Origin of the sequence: Polaribacter atrinae (assembly GCF_038023995.1) — a bacterium.
In the GTDB taxonomy this organism is placed as follows: domain Bacteria; phylum Bacteroidota; class Bacteroidia; order Flavobacteriales; family Flavobacteriaceae; genus Polaribacter; species Polaribacter atrinae.
The window spans coordinates 1,968,327-1,986,592 of the sequence record NZ_CP150660.1 but is presented as its reverse complement, the minus strand read 5'-3'; the positions used below and the strand labels follow the sequence as shown (position 1 = coordinate 1,986,592).

The window sequence follows — 18,266 nt, the reverse complement described above, 5'->3', positions numbered from 1 at the left end:
TACTGCTAACAGTTACGGTAACTGCATTCTAATTTATTATCTTGCGTGCTTAAAAAATATTCTATAATATGTCTTCTAAATTTGATGCTTATCAAAAACGACGACTGCTATCTTCTTACTTGTCAGTAGTAGTAAGTATAGCTTTAGTGCTTTTTATGGTCGGTGTTTTAGGTTTGATTTTGTTAAAATCTACCTTTATCGCCAATAAAGTAAAAGAAAAAGTAGCGATAACTTTGTTCTTAAAAGATAATGTTTCTACTAAAAATAGAAACAGTTTTAAGGAGTCTTTACAAAAAGAAGAGTTTACAAGAACAATTATTTATACAAGTAAAGAAAAAGCAGCAACCATTTATAGTGAAGAAATTGGTGAAGATTTTCTGAAATTCTTAGGTAAGAATCCGTTAAAAAATGGAATTGATATCTACTTAAAAGCAGATTTTGTAACACCAGAAAAAATGCAAGAGTTAGAAGATCGATTTCTTAAAAATGCATTTGTGTCTGATGTTTCTTACGACAAACCATTAATTAATTTATTAACCAAAAACATTAAACGCATTAGTTTTTGGCTATTGGTTGTTTGTGGTTTCTTTGGTTTAATAGCAATGATATTAATTAATAGTTCTATTAGACTATCTATATATTCTAAAAGATTTAATATTAAAACCATGCAAATGGTTGGTGCTACAAAGGGGTTTATAAGAAGACCTTTTATTTGGCAAAGTATTAAATTAGGTATTATAGGTGCACTTTTAGCACTTACAGGATTAGGTGTTCTTATTTATTATGTAGATCAGCTTGCACCTAGTTTACATTTGGTTAAAGATTATGTTACGCTTGGATATTTAGTTGGAGGCGTTTTAATTTCAGCCTTTTTAATTACTTGGATCAGTACTTACTTTGCAACTCAACGTTTTTTAAACTTAAAAACAGACGAACTTTATTATTAATACAATGAAAAACGAAAATACAGAACAACCAGTTTTTTTATTTGGTAAAAGAAATTATACTTTCATGATTATCGGACTCATGGTTATTGCTTTAGGCTTTATTTTTATGGCTGGCGGAGGAAGTGACGATCCGGAGTTTTTTAATGAAGAAATCTACAATTGGCAACGCATTCGTTTAGCGCCAACATTAGTGATTTTAGGTTTAGGAATTGAAATTTATGCTATTTTAGCAAATCCAAAAAAATAGAAATGGATATATTAGAGGCAATAATCTTAGGGATTATACAAGGATTAACAGAGTTTTTACCAGTATCATCAAGTGGTCATTTAGAACTAGCTAAGGTAATTTTAGGAGATACATCTATACCCGAAGAGAGTTTAACTTTTACAGTAGTATTACATTTTGCTACGGCATTAAGTACTTTGGTTATTTTTAGAAAAGAAGTAGCAGAAATTTTTAAAGGACTGTTTCAGTTTAAATGGAATGATGAAAGCAAGTTTTCTTTAAAAATAATTATCTCTATGTTGCCAGCCGTTATGGTTGGTTTACTTTTCGAAAAAGAATTAGAATCTTTTTTTGGAGGAAAAATTTTATTAGTAGGGGTTATGCTGTTGGTAACCGCAGTACTTTTATTGTTAGCGGATAAAGCTAAAAACACCAATAAAGAAGTTTCTTTTTCCAACTCTGTACTTATAGGTATTTCTCAAGCAATTGCTATGTTACCTGGTATTTCTAGATCTGGTGCAACAATTTCTACCTCTGTTTTACTAGGTATAGATAGAACAAGGGCTGCACGTTTTTCTTTTTTAATGGTGGTACCTTTAATTTTTGGTAAGATTGGTAAAGATTTATTAGGTGGAGATATTAGTTTTCATTCATCTGAAATTATACCAATTTCAGCAGGTTTTGTTGCTGCTTTCTTGTCTGGTTTATTGGCTTGTAAATGGATGATTGCATTAGTTAAAAAAAGTAAGTTATCTTATTTCTCTTTATACTGTGCTATTGTTGGTTTTGTTGCAATTGGTTACTCGCTCTTAAATTAGTAAAACTCAAATTTTATAAATTACCTAATAAGGTTATAAAATTGATAATTCAACTATTCCTGCTGAAAAGCAGGATCTTTATAATTATGAATCCTGTAATACTTTTTAAGGAATTCACTTTGAAATAATGTAGTGTTTATGACAGAAGAAAACTTTAAAAATGGTCAAGTTTTATTAATTGATAAACCTTTAAATTGGACCTCTTTTCAAGTAGTTAACAAGCTTCGTTGGGAAATTAGGCAACGTTTTAATATTAAGAAAATTAAAGTAGGTCATGCAGGTACTTTAGATCCTCTTGCTACTGGTTTATTAATTATTTGTACAGGTAAGCAAACTAAAGAGATACATGTCTATCAAGGGCAGGAAAAAGAATATACAGGTACATTTACAATAGGAGCAACCACTCCAAGTTACGATTTAGAAACGGAGGTTGATAAAACGTATGCTACAGAACATATTACTGAAGATCTGTTGCATGAAACAACCAAACAGTTTATTGGTGATATTCAGCAAAAACCACCTATTTTTTCTGCAATAAAGAAGGATGGAAAACGTCTGTATGAATTGGCTCGAAAAGGAGAAACTACAGAAATTAATGCAAGAACTGTAAGTACAACAGAATTTGAAATTACAAAAATAAATTTACCAGAAGTAGAGTTTAGAGTGGTTTGTAGTAAGGGTACTTATATTAGGTCTTTAGCTTATGATTTTGGGTTGGCTTTAAACTCTGGAGCGCATTTATCAGTATTAAGAAGAACCAAAATTGGTGATTTTTCTGTTGAAAATGGCGTTTCTGTAGAACAATTTATTGAAAATTTACAAGAAGACGTTATAAAATCTTAATAGTTAAAAATAATATTACATAAAAAACCCAAGCTAATGCTTGGGTTTTTGTTTGGTATAAAAATATAGAAGTTTATTTTTTAGCTAATAAATCTCTAATTTCTGCTAATAAATCTTCTTGACTAGGTCCTGCAGGAGCTGCTGGAGCTGGTTCTTCTTTCTTTTTAGTTGCGTTAATACCTTTTACAATCATAAACATTACAAAAGCAACAATAATAAAATCGATAACGTTTGTTAAGAAATCTCCGTATAAAACAGCTACTTCTCCAACAACTTTTCCGGCATCATCTACAACGCCTTCTTTTGCAATCCATTTCAAATCTTTTAAATCTGCATTAAATATTAATCCAATCAGTGGAGAAACAATTCCTCCTGTAAAAGAAGTTACAACTTGTTTAAAAGCTGCACCCATTACAAAACCTACTGCAATATCAATAAGGTTTCCCTTCATTGCAAAGTCTTTAAACTCCTTAAGCATTCCCATTTTTTATTATTTTTAATATTCGTTAGATTACAAAAGTAATAAAAATTTTCATGACTTTAACGTTTTGTTAACACGTTGAGAGATAGCTGTTAATGTTTCGTAAGGTATTGTCTCAGAAACATCTGCAATATGTTGTATCATTTCTTGATTGTTAAAGATAATTACTTCATCACCTTCTGAACAGTCAATTTTAGTAATATCTACCATAATCATATCCATACAAACGTTACCAATAATTGGTGCTTTTTGATTATTGATAAGAACATAGCCCTTTTTATTTCCTAATCTTCTAGATAAACCATCTGCATGACCTATAGGTATTGTTGCAGTTTTACTTTGTCTTTTGGCAGTATATGCTCTGTTGTACCCAACTGTTTCTCCTGGTTCTATAATATGAATTTGAGAAATAAGAGATTTTAAATTGTGTGTATTTTTAAGTTGAGCAGTTTCTTTATCATCATTACCAAAACCATACAAACCAATACCAATTCTAACCATATCAAACTGCGCTTTTGGGTAGTTTATAACTCCAGAAGTATTTAAAATATGTAACATAGGTTCGTAACCTAAGTGTTTGTAAAACTGTTGCGCTATATAAGCAAAGTTGTTAATTTGGTTGATGGTAAATTCTTGCTCTTCTAAATCTTCACTTGCTGCTAAGTGAGAAAATAAAGAGGCTACTTTTACATGTGTTGCTTCTTTTAAGCTGGCAATTATATTAGGAATACCTGTATGCCAAAACCCTAATCTATTTAAACCCGTATTAAATTTTATATGTACTGGGTAATTCATTAAAGGTATTTCATCAGCCAATTTTAAAAAGGCATTAAAAATTTTAAAATTGTACAAACTAGGCTCTAATCTATAATCTACAACAGATTGTAGGTTTTGTGCATGTGGATGTAATACTAAAATAGGACTTTCTATACCTGCTTCTCGTAATGCAATTCCCTCATGAACAAATGCTACAGCAAAATAGGATACTTTATCTTCTAAAAATTTAGCAATTTGTATGGCATCACTACCATAACCAAAAGCTTTTACAACCGCTAAAATCTTTGTTTCTGGTTGTAATTTTTCTTTAAAATAGTTCAGGTTATGCAATAATGCATCTCCATCAATTTCTAAAACTGTAACATGGTTATTCATTTATTCCTTAGTTGGATTAGCATCTTTTTGTGCTAATTTTTTTTGTTTTTGTAGTGCTTTGTAATATGCAGCTCTGCTTAAAGGCTCATATTCTTGAGTTTCACCCAAAAGTACTAAATCATCATTTTTAGCTTTTCTAAAACTGTAATTCGCTAAGTTTCCTGTGTGTGTGCAAACAGCATGTACTTTTGTTACGTATTCTGCCGTTGCCATTAAAGCAGGCATTGGGCCAAAAGGGTTTCCTTTAAAATCCATATCTAGTCCTGCAACAATTACTCGAACACCTCGGTTTGCAAGGTCGTTACAAACGGCAACAATTTCATCATCAAAAAACTGAGCTTCATCTATACCTACAACATCAACATCAGTTGCTAATAAACGAATGTTAGAGGCAACAGGTACTGGTGTAGAACGAATTCTATTATCATTATGAGATACTACTTCTTCTTCATCGTAGCGTGTATCAACCGCAGGTTTAAAAATTTCTACGCGTTGTTTTGCAAATTGAGCGCGTTTTAGTCTTCTAATTAATTCTTCTGTTTTACCAGAGAACATAGAGCCACAAACTACTTCAATCCAGCCAAATTGTTCTGAATGATTTACTGTATTTTCGAGAAACATTTTGTAATTTTAGGCGTTAGAATATTAAATTTGATGTTACTTTGAATTTCAACAAATTTATGAATATTTACGAGGAAAAAATAACTTCAACTTACAACTTATGCACAAAAAATTAGAAGCCGATTTAATGAGTTTAGCGCACAGCATTTTACAATTAAAAAATAAAGATGATGTGTTTGCTTTAAAAGAAAAATCGAAAGAAATTTATGAAAAATTATCTTTATTAGCTTTTGTAGAAGAATATATAAACACAACACCCAATTTAGAAGTAACAAAAGAGGAGTTAATTGAAAATGTAGAAAAAGGACTAGAATTAAAAGAAGAACAAGAAGTTGTTTCGATTGATATTGAATCGGTTAAAGAAGAGATTGAAGAAGAAGTAGCACTTTATGAAATAGAAGAAGAGGAAGTAATTTTACCTGTAGAAGAACTAATTGAAGAAGAGTTGGTTGAAGAACTTGTAATTGAGGAAGTGGAAGAAGAAATAAAAGAAGAAATAAAAGAAGAGGTAAAAGAAGAAGTGAAGGTTGTAGTTGAAGAAATTATAGAACAACCTTTTGATGAATTAGAAGATATTATATTTGCAGAACCAGAACTGGTAGAAGAAAAAGAAGAGGTTAAGATTGAAGAGACTAAAGTTTTGTCTTTAGAAGAAGAATTGCAAGACACTATTTCTGTAGATCAAATGGCTACTTTATTTGATATACCTGTTGCTGCACCAAAATCATTAAACGATAAGTTTTCTGCCAACATTCAAATAGGTTTAAATGATAGAATTGCCTTTGTTAAGAATTTATTTGACGGTAGTCAAGAAGATTTTAATAGAGTCGTTTCTCAATTAAATACTTACGGAACTGAAAAGGAAGCTTTAAAATTTATTAATAAAATGGTTAAGCCAGATTACGACTGGTCTTCTCAACAAGAATTAGAGACTCGTTTTATAGAAATTGTAGAGCGTAAATTTGCATAAAACTATTTAAATTTAAAGCAGTAAATAATTTGATGAAATAACAGAATTATTTACTGCTTTATATTTTATTAATCCTAGAAAATAGAATAACTCTTGAAACCAATTTTAATACATACGCATTTTCATAAACGAAGAACCGGAGTTACTAGAAGTATAGAAAATGTGCTACCTTTTTTTAATAAAGAATATGAGACTTCTGTTTATGGTTATAATGTTGAAGGGGAAAAAATTACTACATCAAAGTTAAAAAAACTTCTTTTTTCTGATCGAGAAGTTGTTGTGCATTGTCATAGAAATAACGAAATAATGAGAATGTTGTTTTTTCGTTTTTTAGGTGCAAAATTCAAATTAATTGCAACACGTCATGCAGAAACGACTCCGTCTGGTTTAACTTTAAAATTATTAAAAAAAGCAGATAAAGTGGTAACGCTCATAGAAAGTATGAGTAAAAATTTAGGAATTAAAAATACCGTTGTAGGTCATGGAGTGCATGTTGATCTATTTTCTCCGAAAAAGGATGTTACGCTAAAAAACATTCAACAAGAAAATATTATTTTATGTGCTGGGAGAGTCCGTAAAGCAAAAGGACAAGTAGTTTTATTAGAGGCTGCTAAAGTTTTAAAAGAACATAAAAATTGGGCTTTGGTAATTGTTGGCAAGGTAGATAAGCCTGCTTTTTTAGAGGAATTAAAAACGATTTCTAAAAAACATAATATTACAGATCAAGTATATTTTGTAGATGAAACTACAGATATTATTTCTTATTATCAGGCGTCAAAAATTGCAGTAGTACCTAGTTTTTCCGAAGGTTTTTCTTTGGTAACAGCAGAAGCTATGTCTTGCGGATGTTCTGTAATTGCAACTAAAAATGTAGGTGTTCATTCGGCTTTAATAACTACTAATAAAAACGGTTATTTATGTGAAGCAGGTAATATTGCCGAGCTAGAAATACTTTTATCTAAATCTTTAAAGAATGAAATTCCTCTTTTAGGAAAAGAAGCACGAGAAGAAATTTTAAAAAATTGGAGTGCGCAAAAAGAAGCAGAAAACTTAATGGCAGTCTATAAAAAAGCATCGGTTTAAAATCTTTAAAACAAGTTGTAAAAAGAACAATTGTAACAAATATAGTTGGTAGTCGTCTTCAATTTAAAACCTACTAACATGAAACATTTAGCAATAATTTTTTTCACATTTTTTATTACAACAATCTCTGCACAAGATGCAACTTTCCAAAATTTCTATAACGTACATAAAGAGAAATCTACGTTTTCTATCAATTTATCGGCTTCTTTGGCTGGTTCTTTTTTAGATAGTGATGAGGATGATGATTTAATGAACATTATTAGAAAATCAAGTGATTTTAAATTAATGATTTTCGACAACCAAGACAACAATCTTTCAAAAGATTTTAGAAAGTTCAGCAGAAAAAACAACCTAAAAACATTGGCAAGAGTAAAAGAAAACGGAAGTAAAGCCGAATTATTTTTTATAGAAGAAGGCAAGTATATTAGAGAAATTATTATTAGAACCAATAGCGATTCTGATAAAATGGTGCTGTTTGGCGTAAAAACAAAAATTACTCCGGATGAATTAGCAGCAATGATTTCTTCTTCAGATGTAAAGTATTCTTCAAATTAAAAACCAATAAAAAAGAGAAGGTTTAACCAATCTTCTCTTTTAATACTTCAATTACTTTTTTACTATTTCCAATAAAAATTTCTTCATCAACAATAAAAACCGGACGCTTTAAAAACGTATACTCATCTAAAAGAAACTGTCTATAATCTGCTTCAGACAAAACCTGATTTTTTAAATCCATAGCTTTATACAACTTAGCACGTTTGTTAAAAAGTGCTTCATAGCTTCCAGAAAGCGCGTACATTTCTTCTAATTGCGTTGCAGTAACGTTGTTTGCTTTAATTTCTTGTCGCTCAAAACCATCGGTATTTACCTCTTTTAAAATTCTACGGCAAGTATCACAAGTTTGTAAAAAATAGACTTTCTTCATTTTTATAGATTATATTTACATCTCCAAAATTACACAAAAAAATGAACATACAATTCGATCTTTTAAGAACATCTCGCACACTAGTTTTAAAAGAATTAGAAGGCTTAACTTTAGAGCAATTACATACTACACCAGCTGGTTTTAAAAATAATATTGCTTGGAATGTGGCACATTTAGTGGTTACACAACAGCTTTTAAACTACAAGTTAGCAGGTTTAAACTGTTTATGTCCAGAAGAATTAATAGAAGATTATAAAAAAGGAACTGTACCAACCAAAACCTTTACAGAAGAGGAGTTTGAAGAAGTAAAAGAGTTGCTTTTAGGTTTGCCAGACACCTTGCAAGAAGACTACGAAGCTGGTATTTTTGAGAATTATACAGAGTACCCAACAAGTACTGGTTTTGTTTTAAATTCTATAGAGGCTGCTATTTCTTTTAACAATTTTCATGAAGGAATTCATTACGGAATCATAAGATCTATCAAGAAATTTTTATAGGTTTATTAGAAGCTATTTCCTGCTTTCACTACTCGCTTTTTTTGTGAAAAACAAAAAAAAGCTCAAACAAAGAGCCTGTCTTGAGCGAAGTCGAAAGGTTCAATCTGGGCTAAACTTGTTTGCTAACTTTTAGTTGACATGCATTTTATAGTAATGATCAAGAAATGAAAGAAGTTGATAAAATAGCGTTTATTGAAACAAAAAATGGGCAAATATTAAGCACAAGGTCTAAAGGGAAATCTAAGTATTATATTCCAGGAGGAAAAAGAGAATTAGAAGAAACAGATCAACAAACTCTTGTAAGAGAAATATTAGAAGAATTAGATGTGCAAATTAAAACCGATACAATTAAATATGTAGGGACTTTTAAAGCACAATCAGACGGAGCTAAAGAAGGTGTTTTAGTTAAAATGACTTGTTATAAGGCAGCATATAATGGTGTTTTAAGTCCTAAAAATGAAATAGAAGAAATAAGATGGCTAAATTATAAAGATTTAAATATTATTTCTGAAGTAGATAAAAAGATATTCGGTTTTCTAAAAACAAAAGGAGAGCTGAAATAAAATGGCATTATAATAATTATAAATTAATATGTGTTTTGTTGCTTTTCATAAAGTTGACTATTTTTAATTTTACACTAACCCAAATACCAAAGCTGAATTAAAACTTTAAAGATGAAATTCAATACAAAAACCATTCACGGAGGTCAAAAACCAGAAGCGGCTACAGGAGCAGTTGTGCCACCTATTTTTCAAACATCTACGTATGCACAATCTAGTCTTGGATCCGATCAAGAATATCATTATTCTAGAGGGGCTAACCCAACAAGAACAGCGTTAGAAAATAGTTTAGCATCCATAGAAAATGGAACGCATGGTTTTGCATTTTCATCTGGTTTGGCAGCCATAGATTGTGTGTTAAGAACACTAAATCCTGGGGATGAAATTATTGCAGGAATCGATTTGTATGGAGGAACGTACAGAATGTTTACAAGGTTATTCGAAAAATTCGGACTAGAATTTACTTATGTAGATATGGATTCTGTAGAAAATGTAGCAAAAGCTATTACAGAAAAAACAAAATTAGTTTGGTTAGAAACACCAACAAATCCGTTAATGAAAATTGCAGACATTCAAGCAATTTCTAAAGCAGTAAAAGAAGAAAATTCCGCTATTTTAATAGCAGTAGATAATACTTTTGCAACACCATATTTACAACAGCCTTTAAATTTAGGAGCCGACATTGTGATGCATTCTGCTACCAAATATATTGGCGGACATTCAGACCTAATAATGGGGGCTTTAATTGTAAAGGATGCAAAATTAGCAGAAGAGTTGCACTTTATTCAGTTTGCAGCAGGTGCCATTGCAGGTCCTATGGATTCTTTTCTAGCTTTAAGAGGTATCAAAACATTACATATTAGAATGCAACGTCATTGCGAAAATGCAATGGTAGTGGCTCGTTTCTTAAAAGAGCAATCAACAGTAGATGTTGTTTATTATCCTGGTTTAGAGGGACACTCAAACCATGCTATCGCTAAAAAACAAATGAAGGCTTTTGGAGGCGTAGTTTCTTTTAGTTTAAAAGATAAAAGCAAAGAGGCAACATTTAAATTTTTAGAAAACATTAATTTTTTTACGTTGGCAGAATCTTTAGGTGGGGTAGAAAGTATGGTCAATCATTCTGCAACGATGTCGCATGCATCAATGCCAGAAAACGAACGTTTAAAAATAGGTATTACAGATTCTTTAGTTAGATTAAGTGTAGGTATCGAAGACATCGAAGATTTACTTGCCGATTTAAAGCAAGCATTAAGCGCATAAAAAAAGCTGTTTTAAAAGTATAAAATTGTCAGGCTGAAATACATTCAGCTTGACAAAAAAGGCTTTTAAGACAGCTTTTTTAATTATAGTATTTTATAGATAATAGTAAAAAATTATTCTGGTTTTTTTACTGTAAAAATATTTCCATCTAAGTAATAATTAGCACGTAATTTTAATTCCTCAGAAAAGTAGATAATGTTTTCTGGTTGCTGTTTTAGCAAGTAATTACCTGTGTCCCATTTATTGTTTTTATTTTCATCAATAATGGCTCTAATAAAATATGTTTTTGGTTCTAAAAGATTATATCTTATTTGTTCAGAACCTGTAATGAAGCGTCTTTCTACAAGTTTGTCTTTGTTTTTTCCTTCTAAAAGTTCAATAATTAAATGAGTAGAAGTTTCGTTTACAATATCCATAGTAATTCTTCCGTAATCTTCTATTTCTTTTGTTGTAAACTTAAAGTTTAAGGTGTCATTTTTTTGTTCAAATATGTCAGAAATAGCGTCAGGCATCATTTTAAAAGTATATTTTTGTTTAGGTTCTATATCAAAAACAAACGCTATTTTATTTTCTAAGTCAGAGATAATACTAACAAAAGGAACTGATAATGTATCTTTATCTATCAATGTAATTTTACTGGTATCAATTTTTACAAGCGGATTATTACCTTTTATAAAAAAGGTATCTCTAAGGTGCAGTGTTCCGCTTACAGAAGAGTTTAAAATTAAAGAATCCATCTTTTTCTTACGAAGATTTACAGTAACAGTATCTATAAACGTATCGTTTGTAACTATAAAGTTTAAAGAATCAGCCTCAAAAGGTTTATACCAATAGTTTAGAGTGTCTTTACCTATTTCAAGCTTAGAGATGCTTTTAAAATCATTAGGAGTATCAGAAATAATTTGAACTTTTAGATCTTTTATTTCACCTTCATAACCAAATTCAATTTTACCTCTTGTAATTTCCTTACCACGTTTAAATGAATAAGGTTGTGTTTCTTTAAATAATACAATTGGTTTTTTTATAATACTATCTCTAGGTAAAGTTATCGTATCTGCAAAAAAACCTATTTTATCTTCCCTAGGGTTAAAAAGGTAATCACTAGCAGCTTCTTTTAATGCAATCATTAAATACTTGCCTTCTTTTAAGTTAGTAAGGTTAAAAAGAGAGGTGTCTAAAGAGTTTGTTACGTAATTAGGTTTCTTTTTAAAAACGATAGAATCGGTAAAAGAACTATCTATTTTATACAATAAAATATTGATGTTTTTTTGGCTTTCGTCTAAGTAAGCATCTTTAATTTTACCAGAGGTAGAAAGAGAATCTATATATTTTCCGGTAGAAAAAACATATTTAAAACTTTCTAATTTATTTCCTTCATTATTATCTTCAATAGCATTACCAAAGTTTATAATATAGGTGGTGTTTTCAGTTAAAGTGTCAAGAATTTGGATGTTTAAAAATTTACTTGCCGTACTTTGTGGTGTAACCAATAAAGGAGTCTTTAAAGGAGGGGAAACTATAAGTTGCTTGTTTAAGTCCTTTAGTTTTATAAACTCGTTAAAGTTTAATCTAATTTCTTCTTTATCAAAATGAATAGATTTGTAAGGCGGGGTAGAGGTTACAAACAGAGGTGCATCCTCGTCTTTTGGACCTCCTTCTGGGTTTCCTGTTCTTGCGCAGTTACTTAAAATTACAATTGAAATGCTAAAAAAAATAAATCTAAAAAGGTGTTTCACAAAAGGTAAATTTTATACAAATTAACAATATATTTTTGACTTAAAAATCATAAATTTTACTCGGTGTATGCCATTGTTAAAATACTAATTTTTACACCTTCGGTTTTTTGTAGCTCTTTTGCACAAGCTTCTAAGGTTGCGCCAGTTGTAATGACGTCATCAATTAGTAAAATGTGTTTGTTTTTGAATGCTGTTAAGTCTGATAACTGAAATTTTGTATCATTATTGTTAAAACGCTCAAAACGAGCTTTAAATGTTTGGGTTTTTGATGTTGAAGTTCTCAATAAAATATCTTCTAAAAATGGTTTTTTTAAGTGATTACTTAAACGTATTCCAAATTTTGTAACCTGATTATAACCTCTTTCTCTTCGTTTTTTAGGATGTAAGGGTACTGGAATAATAATATCAATATCTGAAAATTCATTATTATCTACTAAGATTTCTCCTAGCCAATTACCGAAAAAAACACCTACTTCTTCGTTTCCTTTGTATTTTAATTCGTGAATTAATTTTTTAGTAATCCCTACTTTTCTGTAAAATAATAAAGAATTTGCTTTTTCTATGGAGATTCTTCCATAGAAAGTCTTTGTTATTTTGTTGTCAGAATAGTTTGTAAAATTAGTTAAAGGTAGGTCGTGCCTACAAAATGTACATATTGCCTTTTCATTCATGGTGAGTTGATGATCGCAATTAGCACACAATTTTGGGTAAAAAAGATTGAATAAGTCTTTTAAAATTCGCATTTTTACAAAGCCTTTTTTTAGAAAGATAATAATATAATTTAAGAACAAGATTTGATTAACAGGATAAATTTTTTAAAAGAGTCGTTTAAAAATCTAAAAACATTAGGAACCATAACTCCTAGTTCGCGATTTTTAGCGGAAAGAATGTTAAGAAAAATAGATTTTTCTAAAGTAGAAGTTTTGGTCGAGTTTGGTCCAGGAAATGGTGCAATAACCAAACTTATTTTAGAAAAATTACCTGCAAATGCCACTTTAATCTGTTTTGAAATTAATGATAATTTTTATAAACAACTATCAGAAATAAAAAACAAACAACTAGTTGTTGTCAAATCTTCTGCAGAAAAAATTGAAGAAGAATTAAAAAAACTAAACTTTAATAAAACTTGTCATATTATTTCTAGCTTGCCGTTAACTATAATTCCAGAGGAAGTTACAGATGAAATTTTAGAGAAATCTTTTCATGTTCTAGAAAATAATGGCACCTTCATTCAGTTTCAGTATAGTTTAACGTATTTTAATAAACTTAAAAATGTGTTTAATCAATCTATATCTTTAGGTTTCGAACCCTTAAACTTCCCTCCAGCATTTGTTTATCACTGTAAAAAAGTAGGTTAAATTTTTATTGATAGCTTTTTAAAAAGGTTTCTTTTACTCTTTCTGAGAGTAGTAAGTAAGGAACAATGATACCTGTAGAAATAAAGGTTTTTAGTAATTGTTTTTCTTCAAGACCTGTTAAACCATCAGTCTCTGTTAAGGCGGATGCTAAGAAAGAATCACTTAAAATAAAGACTAAATAAACGATTAAAAAGGTTGCATATACTTTAGGAAAACTGCTTCTCTTTTTTAGGAATAAAACAATAATTAACGGTAAGAACACTAAAACTGCTGCGTTAAATAACGTTTCAATAATTAATAATAGTCCTATAGAAATACTAAAGTCTTCACTACTAAAATACACTAACCAATCTCCAGATAAATATATTTCTGTAGACAATAAATCCATAAAAACTCTTATTGGTGAGATACAGAGTCCAATTCCAATTAAAATTAACCAACCGCCAATAGGTTTGTTTTCTTCATAATAAGATTCAATCTTTGGTGTTATATTGTATTGGTACAATTTAAAAGCTAACCAAGTGAAAAATAGTAAAAAACAGATAAACATAAAAATACCTAAGTATTTTAATACTGAACCAGTGGAGGTTGTATTGCCTCCTTTGTTATAGGAAATGTTGTAATTTAATTCATTATCTAGTTTTTTTAAGTCATTGTAAAACCCAGGGAATTCGGCTACACTTACAAAGTCTTTTTGTATTTTAAGAAGATGTTTTAGGGTTAATAAATTTTCAGATTTATTATAAAGCACATCAAAATCGTAAAAAATATTAGGAGTACTAATATTAAAATTATCTTCATTTACGTTCCACGCTTCTGGCAACTCTACATTAATAGTATGGCTTCTTGTAATAGGGTAAGAGAGCTCGAAAGGTGTTTTTCTTTCAATTTTAGAAGGCATTGAAAGTACATTTGTTATTGTATACGGAGAAAAGTCGATTCCTATATGGTTTTCTAAATATGAAGGTTCCCAAATACTATCAATCTTATAAGTTTCATTTATTGTAAATGTGTTGGTTTTAAGATTGTCTGTATATTCTGGTTTGCCTAAACTTTTAATGTTAGCATGATAATCTGAATAAAATTTTTCAAATTCTTTTTGGATATTGATAATACTATTGTTTTTAAAATAAAAACGAATATTATCTGCCTCGGCTTCACTATAAACACTTGTTATTTTTAAGGTTGCGCCTTTGCCAACTTCACTTAAAATATAATGATCTGTTATGTCGATTGTATTGTCTGCAAACGGAAAAATTTCTTCGAGGTCTTTATTTCCTTTTTTAAGAACTAACCCAAATCTATAATCAGGAAAAACAACTTTATTAAAAGTACCACCCTGATTTGTAATTGTTGGGTCATACCAATATTCCCCTTTATTTTCATCAATAACTTTAACAACACAATGATTAAAATGAGCAGGATTTGGCAATAAATTGGTGACTGTTTTTTTTAGATACGTGCTCACTAAAACAGGATATGCCTCAATGTTCATTCGATTAAGTATTGTTACTAATAAGAGACTTTTGTCTTTGCAATCTCCAAACCGTTGCTTAAAAACTTTGTTTGGAGAAGAAGGTTTGTAGGCACTAATACCATTTTCTAATCCTAAATATCTCACTTCATCTTGTACAAATTGTAATGCCGCTGCTATTTTTTGTCCTTTAGAGGTATTTTCTTTATCAATTACATTAATTTTTTTTAACAAACTACTAGATAGGTTATCTCTAACTTTAAAGAGTTGAGTACCCCAATCAATTAAATTCTCCCAAGATTTGTAATTCCCTATTTCTATAAAGTTTGCATCTAAATACCACAAAGGTGTGTTGTCTTCAAAATGTGTAGCGTTAATATTTTCTTCTAATAAAGAATAAGTGTATTTATTGTTATCAAAAGCTTCATCAAACTTTAATTTGTTTTTAATCGATTTTACTTCAAGTTTGTTTTTGGAGGTAATTTTTACATTTATTTTACCTATCGGATGAGAGTTGTTTAAATTATAATACTCAGCAAAATAATCTTTATGAATAGGGTTGTAGCCTTTGCGTGTAAAACTATACTCAATAATATCTCCAACTCTTACATCGCTTATATGTGTTATTGCAGAAAGACTACCGTCATAAATATAATTTTCTGCATCTAACTCTTGTCTTATTGTTTGAAATTCTGAGGTGTTAAGTTTGCTAATAATTTTGCCATTTCTAACAATGTTAATTTCATGGAAACTAAGTTTTTGATAACTTGGGTCAAAAGAAACATTAATACTCGATGCTTCTTGAATACCAACATTTTCGGTTATTTTAGTTACAACTTTAAAATAATTTTCTTCTTTATCTACTTCTGTTTGTTGGTCGTATAAAAGAATTAAAGTTCCTTGTGTTACTTCATCAAAATCAATTTTTGGCTCGCTTGCATACGTTTGCATTTCAACCCAATTAGGGGTTGTAATTTTTTTAATCTGAGCAAAATTTAAAGAGATAAATAAAAAAGAGAAAACAACCGTAAAAAGGTTTTTTAACATGTTATAAAAGTTTTAACAAAAGTAATTTTTAATATATTAAAAATTAATATAATTAATTTATTTTTGCTGCATGGCAAAACAAGAAGATCAATTTAAGAAAGTATTATCGCACGCTAAAGAATATGGTTATGTTTTTCAGTCTTCTGAAATATATGATGGATTAAGTGCGGTTTACGATTATGCTCAAAACGGAGTTGAGCTAAAGAAAAATATTAGAGATTATTGGTGGAAAGCAATGGTGCAAATGCACGATAATATTGTGGGTATAGATGCTTCTATTTTAATGCACCCTACAACTTGGAAAGCTTCTGGGCATGTAGATGCTTTTAACGATCCTTTAATTGATAATAAAGATTCTAAAAAACGCTACAGAGCCGATGTTTTAATTGAAGAATACTGTGCTAAAATAGAAGGGAAAATAAATAAAGAAGTTGCTAAAGCAGAAAAGCGTTTTGGTGAAGCTTTTAATAAAGAAGAATTTGTTGCAACCAACGGACGTGTTCTTGGTTATCAAGAAAAAATAAATACAATTTTAGCAAGAATGGGTGCTTCTTTAGAAAAAGAAGATTTAGCCGATGTAAAGTTATTAATTGAAGAATTAGAAATTGCAGATCCTTTAACAGGTTCTAGAAATTGGACGGATGTAAAACAGTTTAATTTAATGTTTGGTACTAAATTAGGTGCTTCTGCAGAAACTGCAATGGATTTATATTTAAGACCAGAAACTGCACAAGGAATTTTTGTAAATTTCTTAAACGTGCAAAAAACTGGAAGAATGAAAATTCCTTTTGGTATTGCGCAAACGGGTAAAGCATTTAGAAACGAGATTGTGGCAAGACAGTTTATTTTTAGAATGCGTGAGTTTGAACAAATGGAAATGCAATTTTTTGTAAAACCAGGAACTCAAAAAGAATGGTATGATGCTTGGAAAGAAACGCGTTTAAAATGGCATTTATCTTTAGGAATGGGAGCAGAGAACTACCGTTTTCATGATCATGATAAATTAGCACATTACGCAGATGCAGCAGCAGATATTGAGTTTAACTTCCCATTCGGATTTAAAGAGTTAGAAGGAATTCATTCTCGTACAGATTTCGATTTAAAAGCACATGAAAAATTTTCTGGTAAGAAATTACAGTATTTTGATCATGAAGAAAATAAAAGTTACACACCTTATGTTGTAGAAACTTCTATTGGTTTAGATAGAATGTTTTTAGCTGTTTTTTCCAATTCGTTACAAGAGGAAGCGTTAGAAAATGGAACAACAAGAACAGTTTTAAAATTACCTGCAGTTTTAGCACCTTTTAAAGCGGCTATTTTTCCTTTAGTTAAAAAGGATGGTTTGCCAGAAGTTGCTCGTGAAATTATGGATGATTTAAAATGGGATTTCAACGTGTTTTACGATGAAAAAGATGCTGTTGGTAAACGTTACAGACGTCAGGATGCAGCGGGAACACCGTTTTGTATTACGGTAGATCATGATACTTTAGAAGATAAATGTGTTACTATTAGACATAGAGATACAATGGAACAGAAAAGAGTTGCTATTGCAGATTTAAAAGAAATTATAAAAGCAGAAGTAGACGTAAAAACTTGGTTACAGAAAATGTAATTAGTTTTAAAAGCAAAAAAAGCTGAATCTCATTTGAGATTCAGCTTTTTTTTGCTTTTAAAATATAAATGTTATGCCGCTTTTTTATCAGCGCAACAAGCCATTTTACAGTCTTCTTTACAAAAGGTTGTTCCGTCTTCATTTACAGAGCAACATGCTTTTTCTGTTTCTAAAGTAGTTGTTTTATTTTGGCAAGTATCTTTACAGATTTCTGTACAAGTATGTGCTACTTTTTCAGGAGCAATAGAAGCTTTGTAAAGTTCTCCGCCAGCAATACCACCAACAAATGCAACTAGGTCTTCTTTAGAGGTTGTATTCGCATCAAACTGAATGTTTGCAATACTATCTGTAAAAACAACCTTGGCATCTATAACACCTTCTTTTTTAGATAATTTAGATTGAATAATTTTTGCACAACCAATTTCGCAGGTCATACCAGAAATGGCTAAAGAAACATTTTCTTTTTTTACTGCTAATTTTTCTTTTTTTGCTTCGCTTTTACATCCTGTTATTACCAAACAAGCAATTGCGATAGCAAATAATATTTTTTGAATTTTCATTATTGTAAGTTATAAAATTATGCTACAAATTTATTAATAAAAGGGTTGACTTTTAAATATTTATCGAGTTTTGTACTTATTTTACATAAAAAA

General features: G+C 30.0%; 20 protein-coding genes. 12 read left to right on the top strand and 8 right to left on the bottom strand.

The window, feature by feature from the left end:
* The first annotated feature begins 68 nt into the window (after positions 1-68).
* From WG945_RS08730 to truB, 4 genes are all read left to right on the top strand, one after another.
* Positions 69-947 (top strand): cell division protein FtsX, encoded by an 879-nt coding sequence (locus WG945_RS08730; protein WP_068447082.1) that lies wholly within the window; start codon positions 69-71, stop codon positions 945-947.
* Between the two features lie 4 nt (positions 948-951).
* The gene (locus WG945_RS08725) at positions 952-1,194 is read left to right on the top strand and encodes a DUF3098 domain-containing protein (RefSeq protein WP_068447080.1); all 243 of its coding nucleotides are present in this window, start codon (positions 952-954) and stop codon (positions 1,192-1,194) included.
* Positions 1,195-1,196: 2 nt separating this feature from the next.
* Positions 1,197-1,991, top strand: a complete 795-nt coding sequence (locus tag WG945_RS08720) for an undecaprenyl-diphosphate phosphatase (protein WP_068447078.1) — start codon at positions 1,197-1,199, stop codon at positions 1,989-1,991.
* 138 nt (positions 1,992-2,129) lie between these two features.
* Complete coding sequence (truB, locus tag WG945_RS08715) at positions 2,130-2,834, top strand: tRNA pseudouridine(55) synthase TruB (RefSeq protein ID WP_068447076.1); 705 nt, start codon at positions 2,130-2,132, stop codon at positions 2,832-2,834.
* Between the two features lie 73 nt (positions 2,835-2,907).
* Here truB and mscL read toward each other — a convergent pair whose 3' ends face one another.
* Genes mscL through WG945_RS08700 form a run of 3 tightly spaced genes read right to left on the bottom strand, consistent with a single transcriptional unit; the run spans position 2,908 to position 5,088 of the window.
* Positions 2,908-3,318: a large conductance mechanosensitive channel protein MscL gene (mscL, locus tag WG945_RS08710; protein WP_068447074.1), complete on the bottom strand. Its 411-nt coding sequence runs from the start codon at positions 3,316-3,318 to the stop codon at positions 2,908-2,910.
* A 48-nt stretch (positions 3,319-3,366) separates the two neighbouring features.
* Positions 3,367-4,467, bottom strand: a complete 1,101-nt coding sequence (gene alr, locus WG945_RS08705; protein WP_068447071.1) for an alanine racemase — start codon at positions 4,465-4,467, stop codon at positions 3,367-3,369.
* The gene (locus tag WG945_RS08700) at positions 4,468-5,088 is read right to left on the bottom strand and encodes a thymidine kinase (RefSeq protein ID WP_068447069.1); all 621 of its coding nucleotides are present in this window, start codon (positions 5,086-5,088) and stop codon (positions 4,468-4,470) included.
* Between the two features lie 100 nt (positions 5,089-5,188).
* Here WG945_RS08700 and WG945_RS08695 point away from each other — a divergent pair, with 100 nt between their 5' ends.
* The 3 genes from WG945_RS08695 to WG945_RS08685 all read left to right on the top strand — a co-directional run bounded on the left by WG945_RS08695 (position 5,189) and on the right by WG945_RS08685 (position 7,696).
* Positions 5,189-6,058 (top strand): hypothetical protein, encoded by an 870-nt coding sequence (locus tag WG945_RS08695; RefSeq protein ID WP_068447064.1) that lies wholly within the window; start codon positions 5,189-5,191, stop codon positions 6,056-6,058.
* Between the two features lie 93 nt (positions 6,059-6,151).
* Positions 6,152-7,141, top strand: coding sequence for a glycosyltransferase family 4 protein (locus WG945_RS08690; RefSeq protein ID WP_068447062.1), 990 nt, complete (start codon positions 6,152-6,154; stop codon positions 7,139-7,141).
* A gap of 78 nt (positions 7,142-7,219) precedes the next feature.
* The gene (locus WG945_RS08685) at positions 7,220-7,696 is read left to right on the top strand and encodes a DUF4252 domain-containing protein (protein WP_068447060.1); all 477 of its coding nucleotides are present in this window, start codon (positions 7,220-7,222) and stop codon (positions 7,694-7,696) included.
* A gap of 22 nt (positions 7,697-7,718) precedes the next feature.
* Here the strand turns inward: WG945_RS08685 and WG945_RS08680 are convergent, their stop codons facing one another.
* The gene (locus tag WG945_RS08680; protein WP_068447059.1) at positions 7,719-8,066 is read right to left on the bottom strand and encodes an arsenate reductase family protein; all 348 of its coding nucleotides are present in this window, start codon (positions 8,064-8,066) and stop codon (positions 7,719-7,721) included.
* A 41-nt stretch (positions 8,067-8,107) separates the two neighbouring features.
* Here WG945_RS08680 and WG945_RS08675 point away from each other — a divergent pair, with 41 nt between their 5' ends.
* The 3 genes from WG945_RS08675 (at position 8,108) to WG945_RS08665 (ending at position 10,386) form a co-directional block, all read left to right on the top strand.
* On the top strand, positions 8,108-8,563 hold the full coding sequence (locus tag WG945_RS08675; RefSeq protein ID WP_068447058.1) for a DinB family protein: 456 nt from the start codon (positions 8,108-8,110) through the stop codon (positions 8,561-8,563).
* Positions 8,564-8,727: 164 nt separating this feature from the next.
* A complete protein-coding gene (locus WG945_RS08670; RefSeq protein WP_068447056.1) occupies positions 8,728-9,126 on the top strand; it encodes an NUDIX hydrolase in 399 nt (132 codons plus the stop codon).
* Positions 9,127-9,237: 111 nt separating this feature from the next.
* A complete protein-coding gene (locus WG945_RS08665; RefSeq protein ID WP_068447054.1) occupies positions 9,238-10,386 on the top strand; it encodes a cystathionine gamma-synthase in 1,149 nt (382 codons plus the stop codon).
* Positions 10,387-10,499: 113 nt separating this feature from the next.
* Here the strand turns inward: WG945_RS08665 and WG945_RS08660 are convergent, their stop codons facing one another.
* Together WG945_RS08660 and WG945_RS08655 are read right to left on the bottom strand one after the other, a co-directional pair.
* Positions 10,500-12,122 carry an Ig-like domain-containing protein gene (locus tag WG945_RS08660; protein ID WP_068447052.1) on the bottom strand — a complete coding sequence of 541 codons (1,623 nt, stop codon included), beginning with the start codon at positions 12,120-12,122 and terminating at the stop codon, positions 10,500-10,502.
* 56 nt (positions 12,123-12,178) lie between these two features.
* Positions 12,179-12,865 (bottom strand): ComF family protein, encoded by a 687-nt coding sequence (locus WG945_RS08655; RefSeq protein ID WP_068447050.1) that lies wholly within the window; start codon positions 12,863-12,865, stop codon positions 12,179-12,181.
* Positions 12,866-12,916: 51 nt separating this feature from the next.
* Here WG945_RS08655 and WG945_RS08650 point away from each other — a divergent pair, with 51 nt between their 5' ends.
* Positions 12,917-13,480 (top strand): class I SAM-dependent methyltransferase, encoded by a 564-nt coding sequence (locus WG945_RS08650; protein WP_068447047.1) that lies wholly within the window; start codon positions 12,917-12,919, stop codon positions 13,478-13,480.
* Positions 13,481-13,484: 4 nt separating this feature from the next.
* Here the strand turns inward: WG945_RS08650 and WG945_RS08645 are convergent, their stop codons facing one another.
* Positions 13,485-16,001, bottom strand: coding sequence for a DUF2569 family protein (locus WG945_RS08645; RefSeq protein ID WP_068447046.1), 2,517 nt, complete (start codon positions 15,999-16,001; stop codon positions 13,485-13,487).
* A 70-nt stretch (positions 16,002-16,071) separates the two neighbouring features.
* On the opposite strand from WG945_RS08645, the gene WG945_RS08640 reads away from it, so the two are divergent.
* Positions 16,072-17,613 carry a glycine--tRNA ligase gene (locus WG945_RS08640; protein WP_068447044.1) on the top strand — a complete coding sequence of 514 codons (1,542 nt, stop codon included), beginning with the start codon at positions 16,072-16,074 and terminating at the stop codon, positions 17,611-17,613.
* A 71-nt stretch (positions 17,614-17,684) separates the two neighbouring features.
* On the opposite strand, the gene WG945_RS08635 is transcribed toward WG945_RS08640, so the two are convergent.
* Positions 17,685-18,173 (bottom strand): cation transporter, encoded by a 489-nt coding sequence (locus tag WG945_RS08635; RefSeq protein WP_068447042.1) that lies wholly within the window; start codon positions 18,171-18,173, stop codon positions 17,685-17,687.
* Positions 18,174-18,266 lie beyond the last annotated feature (93 nt).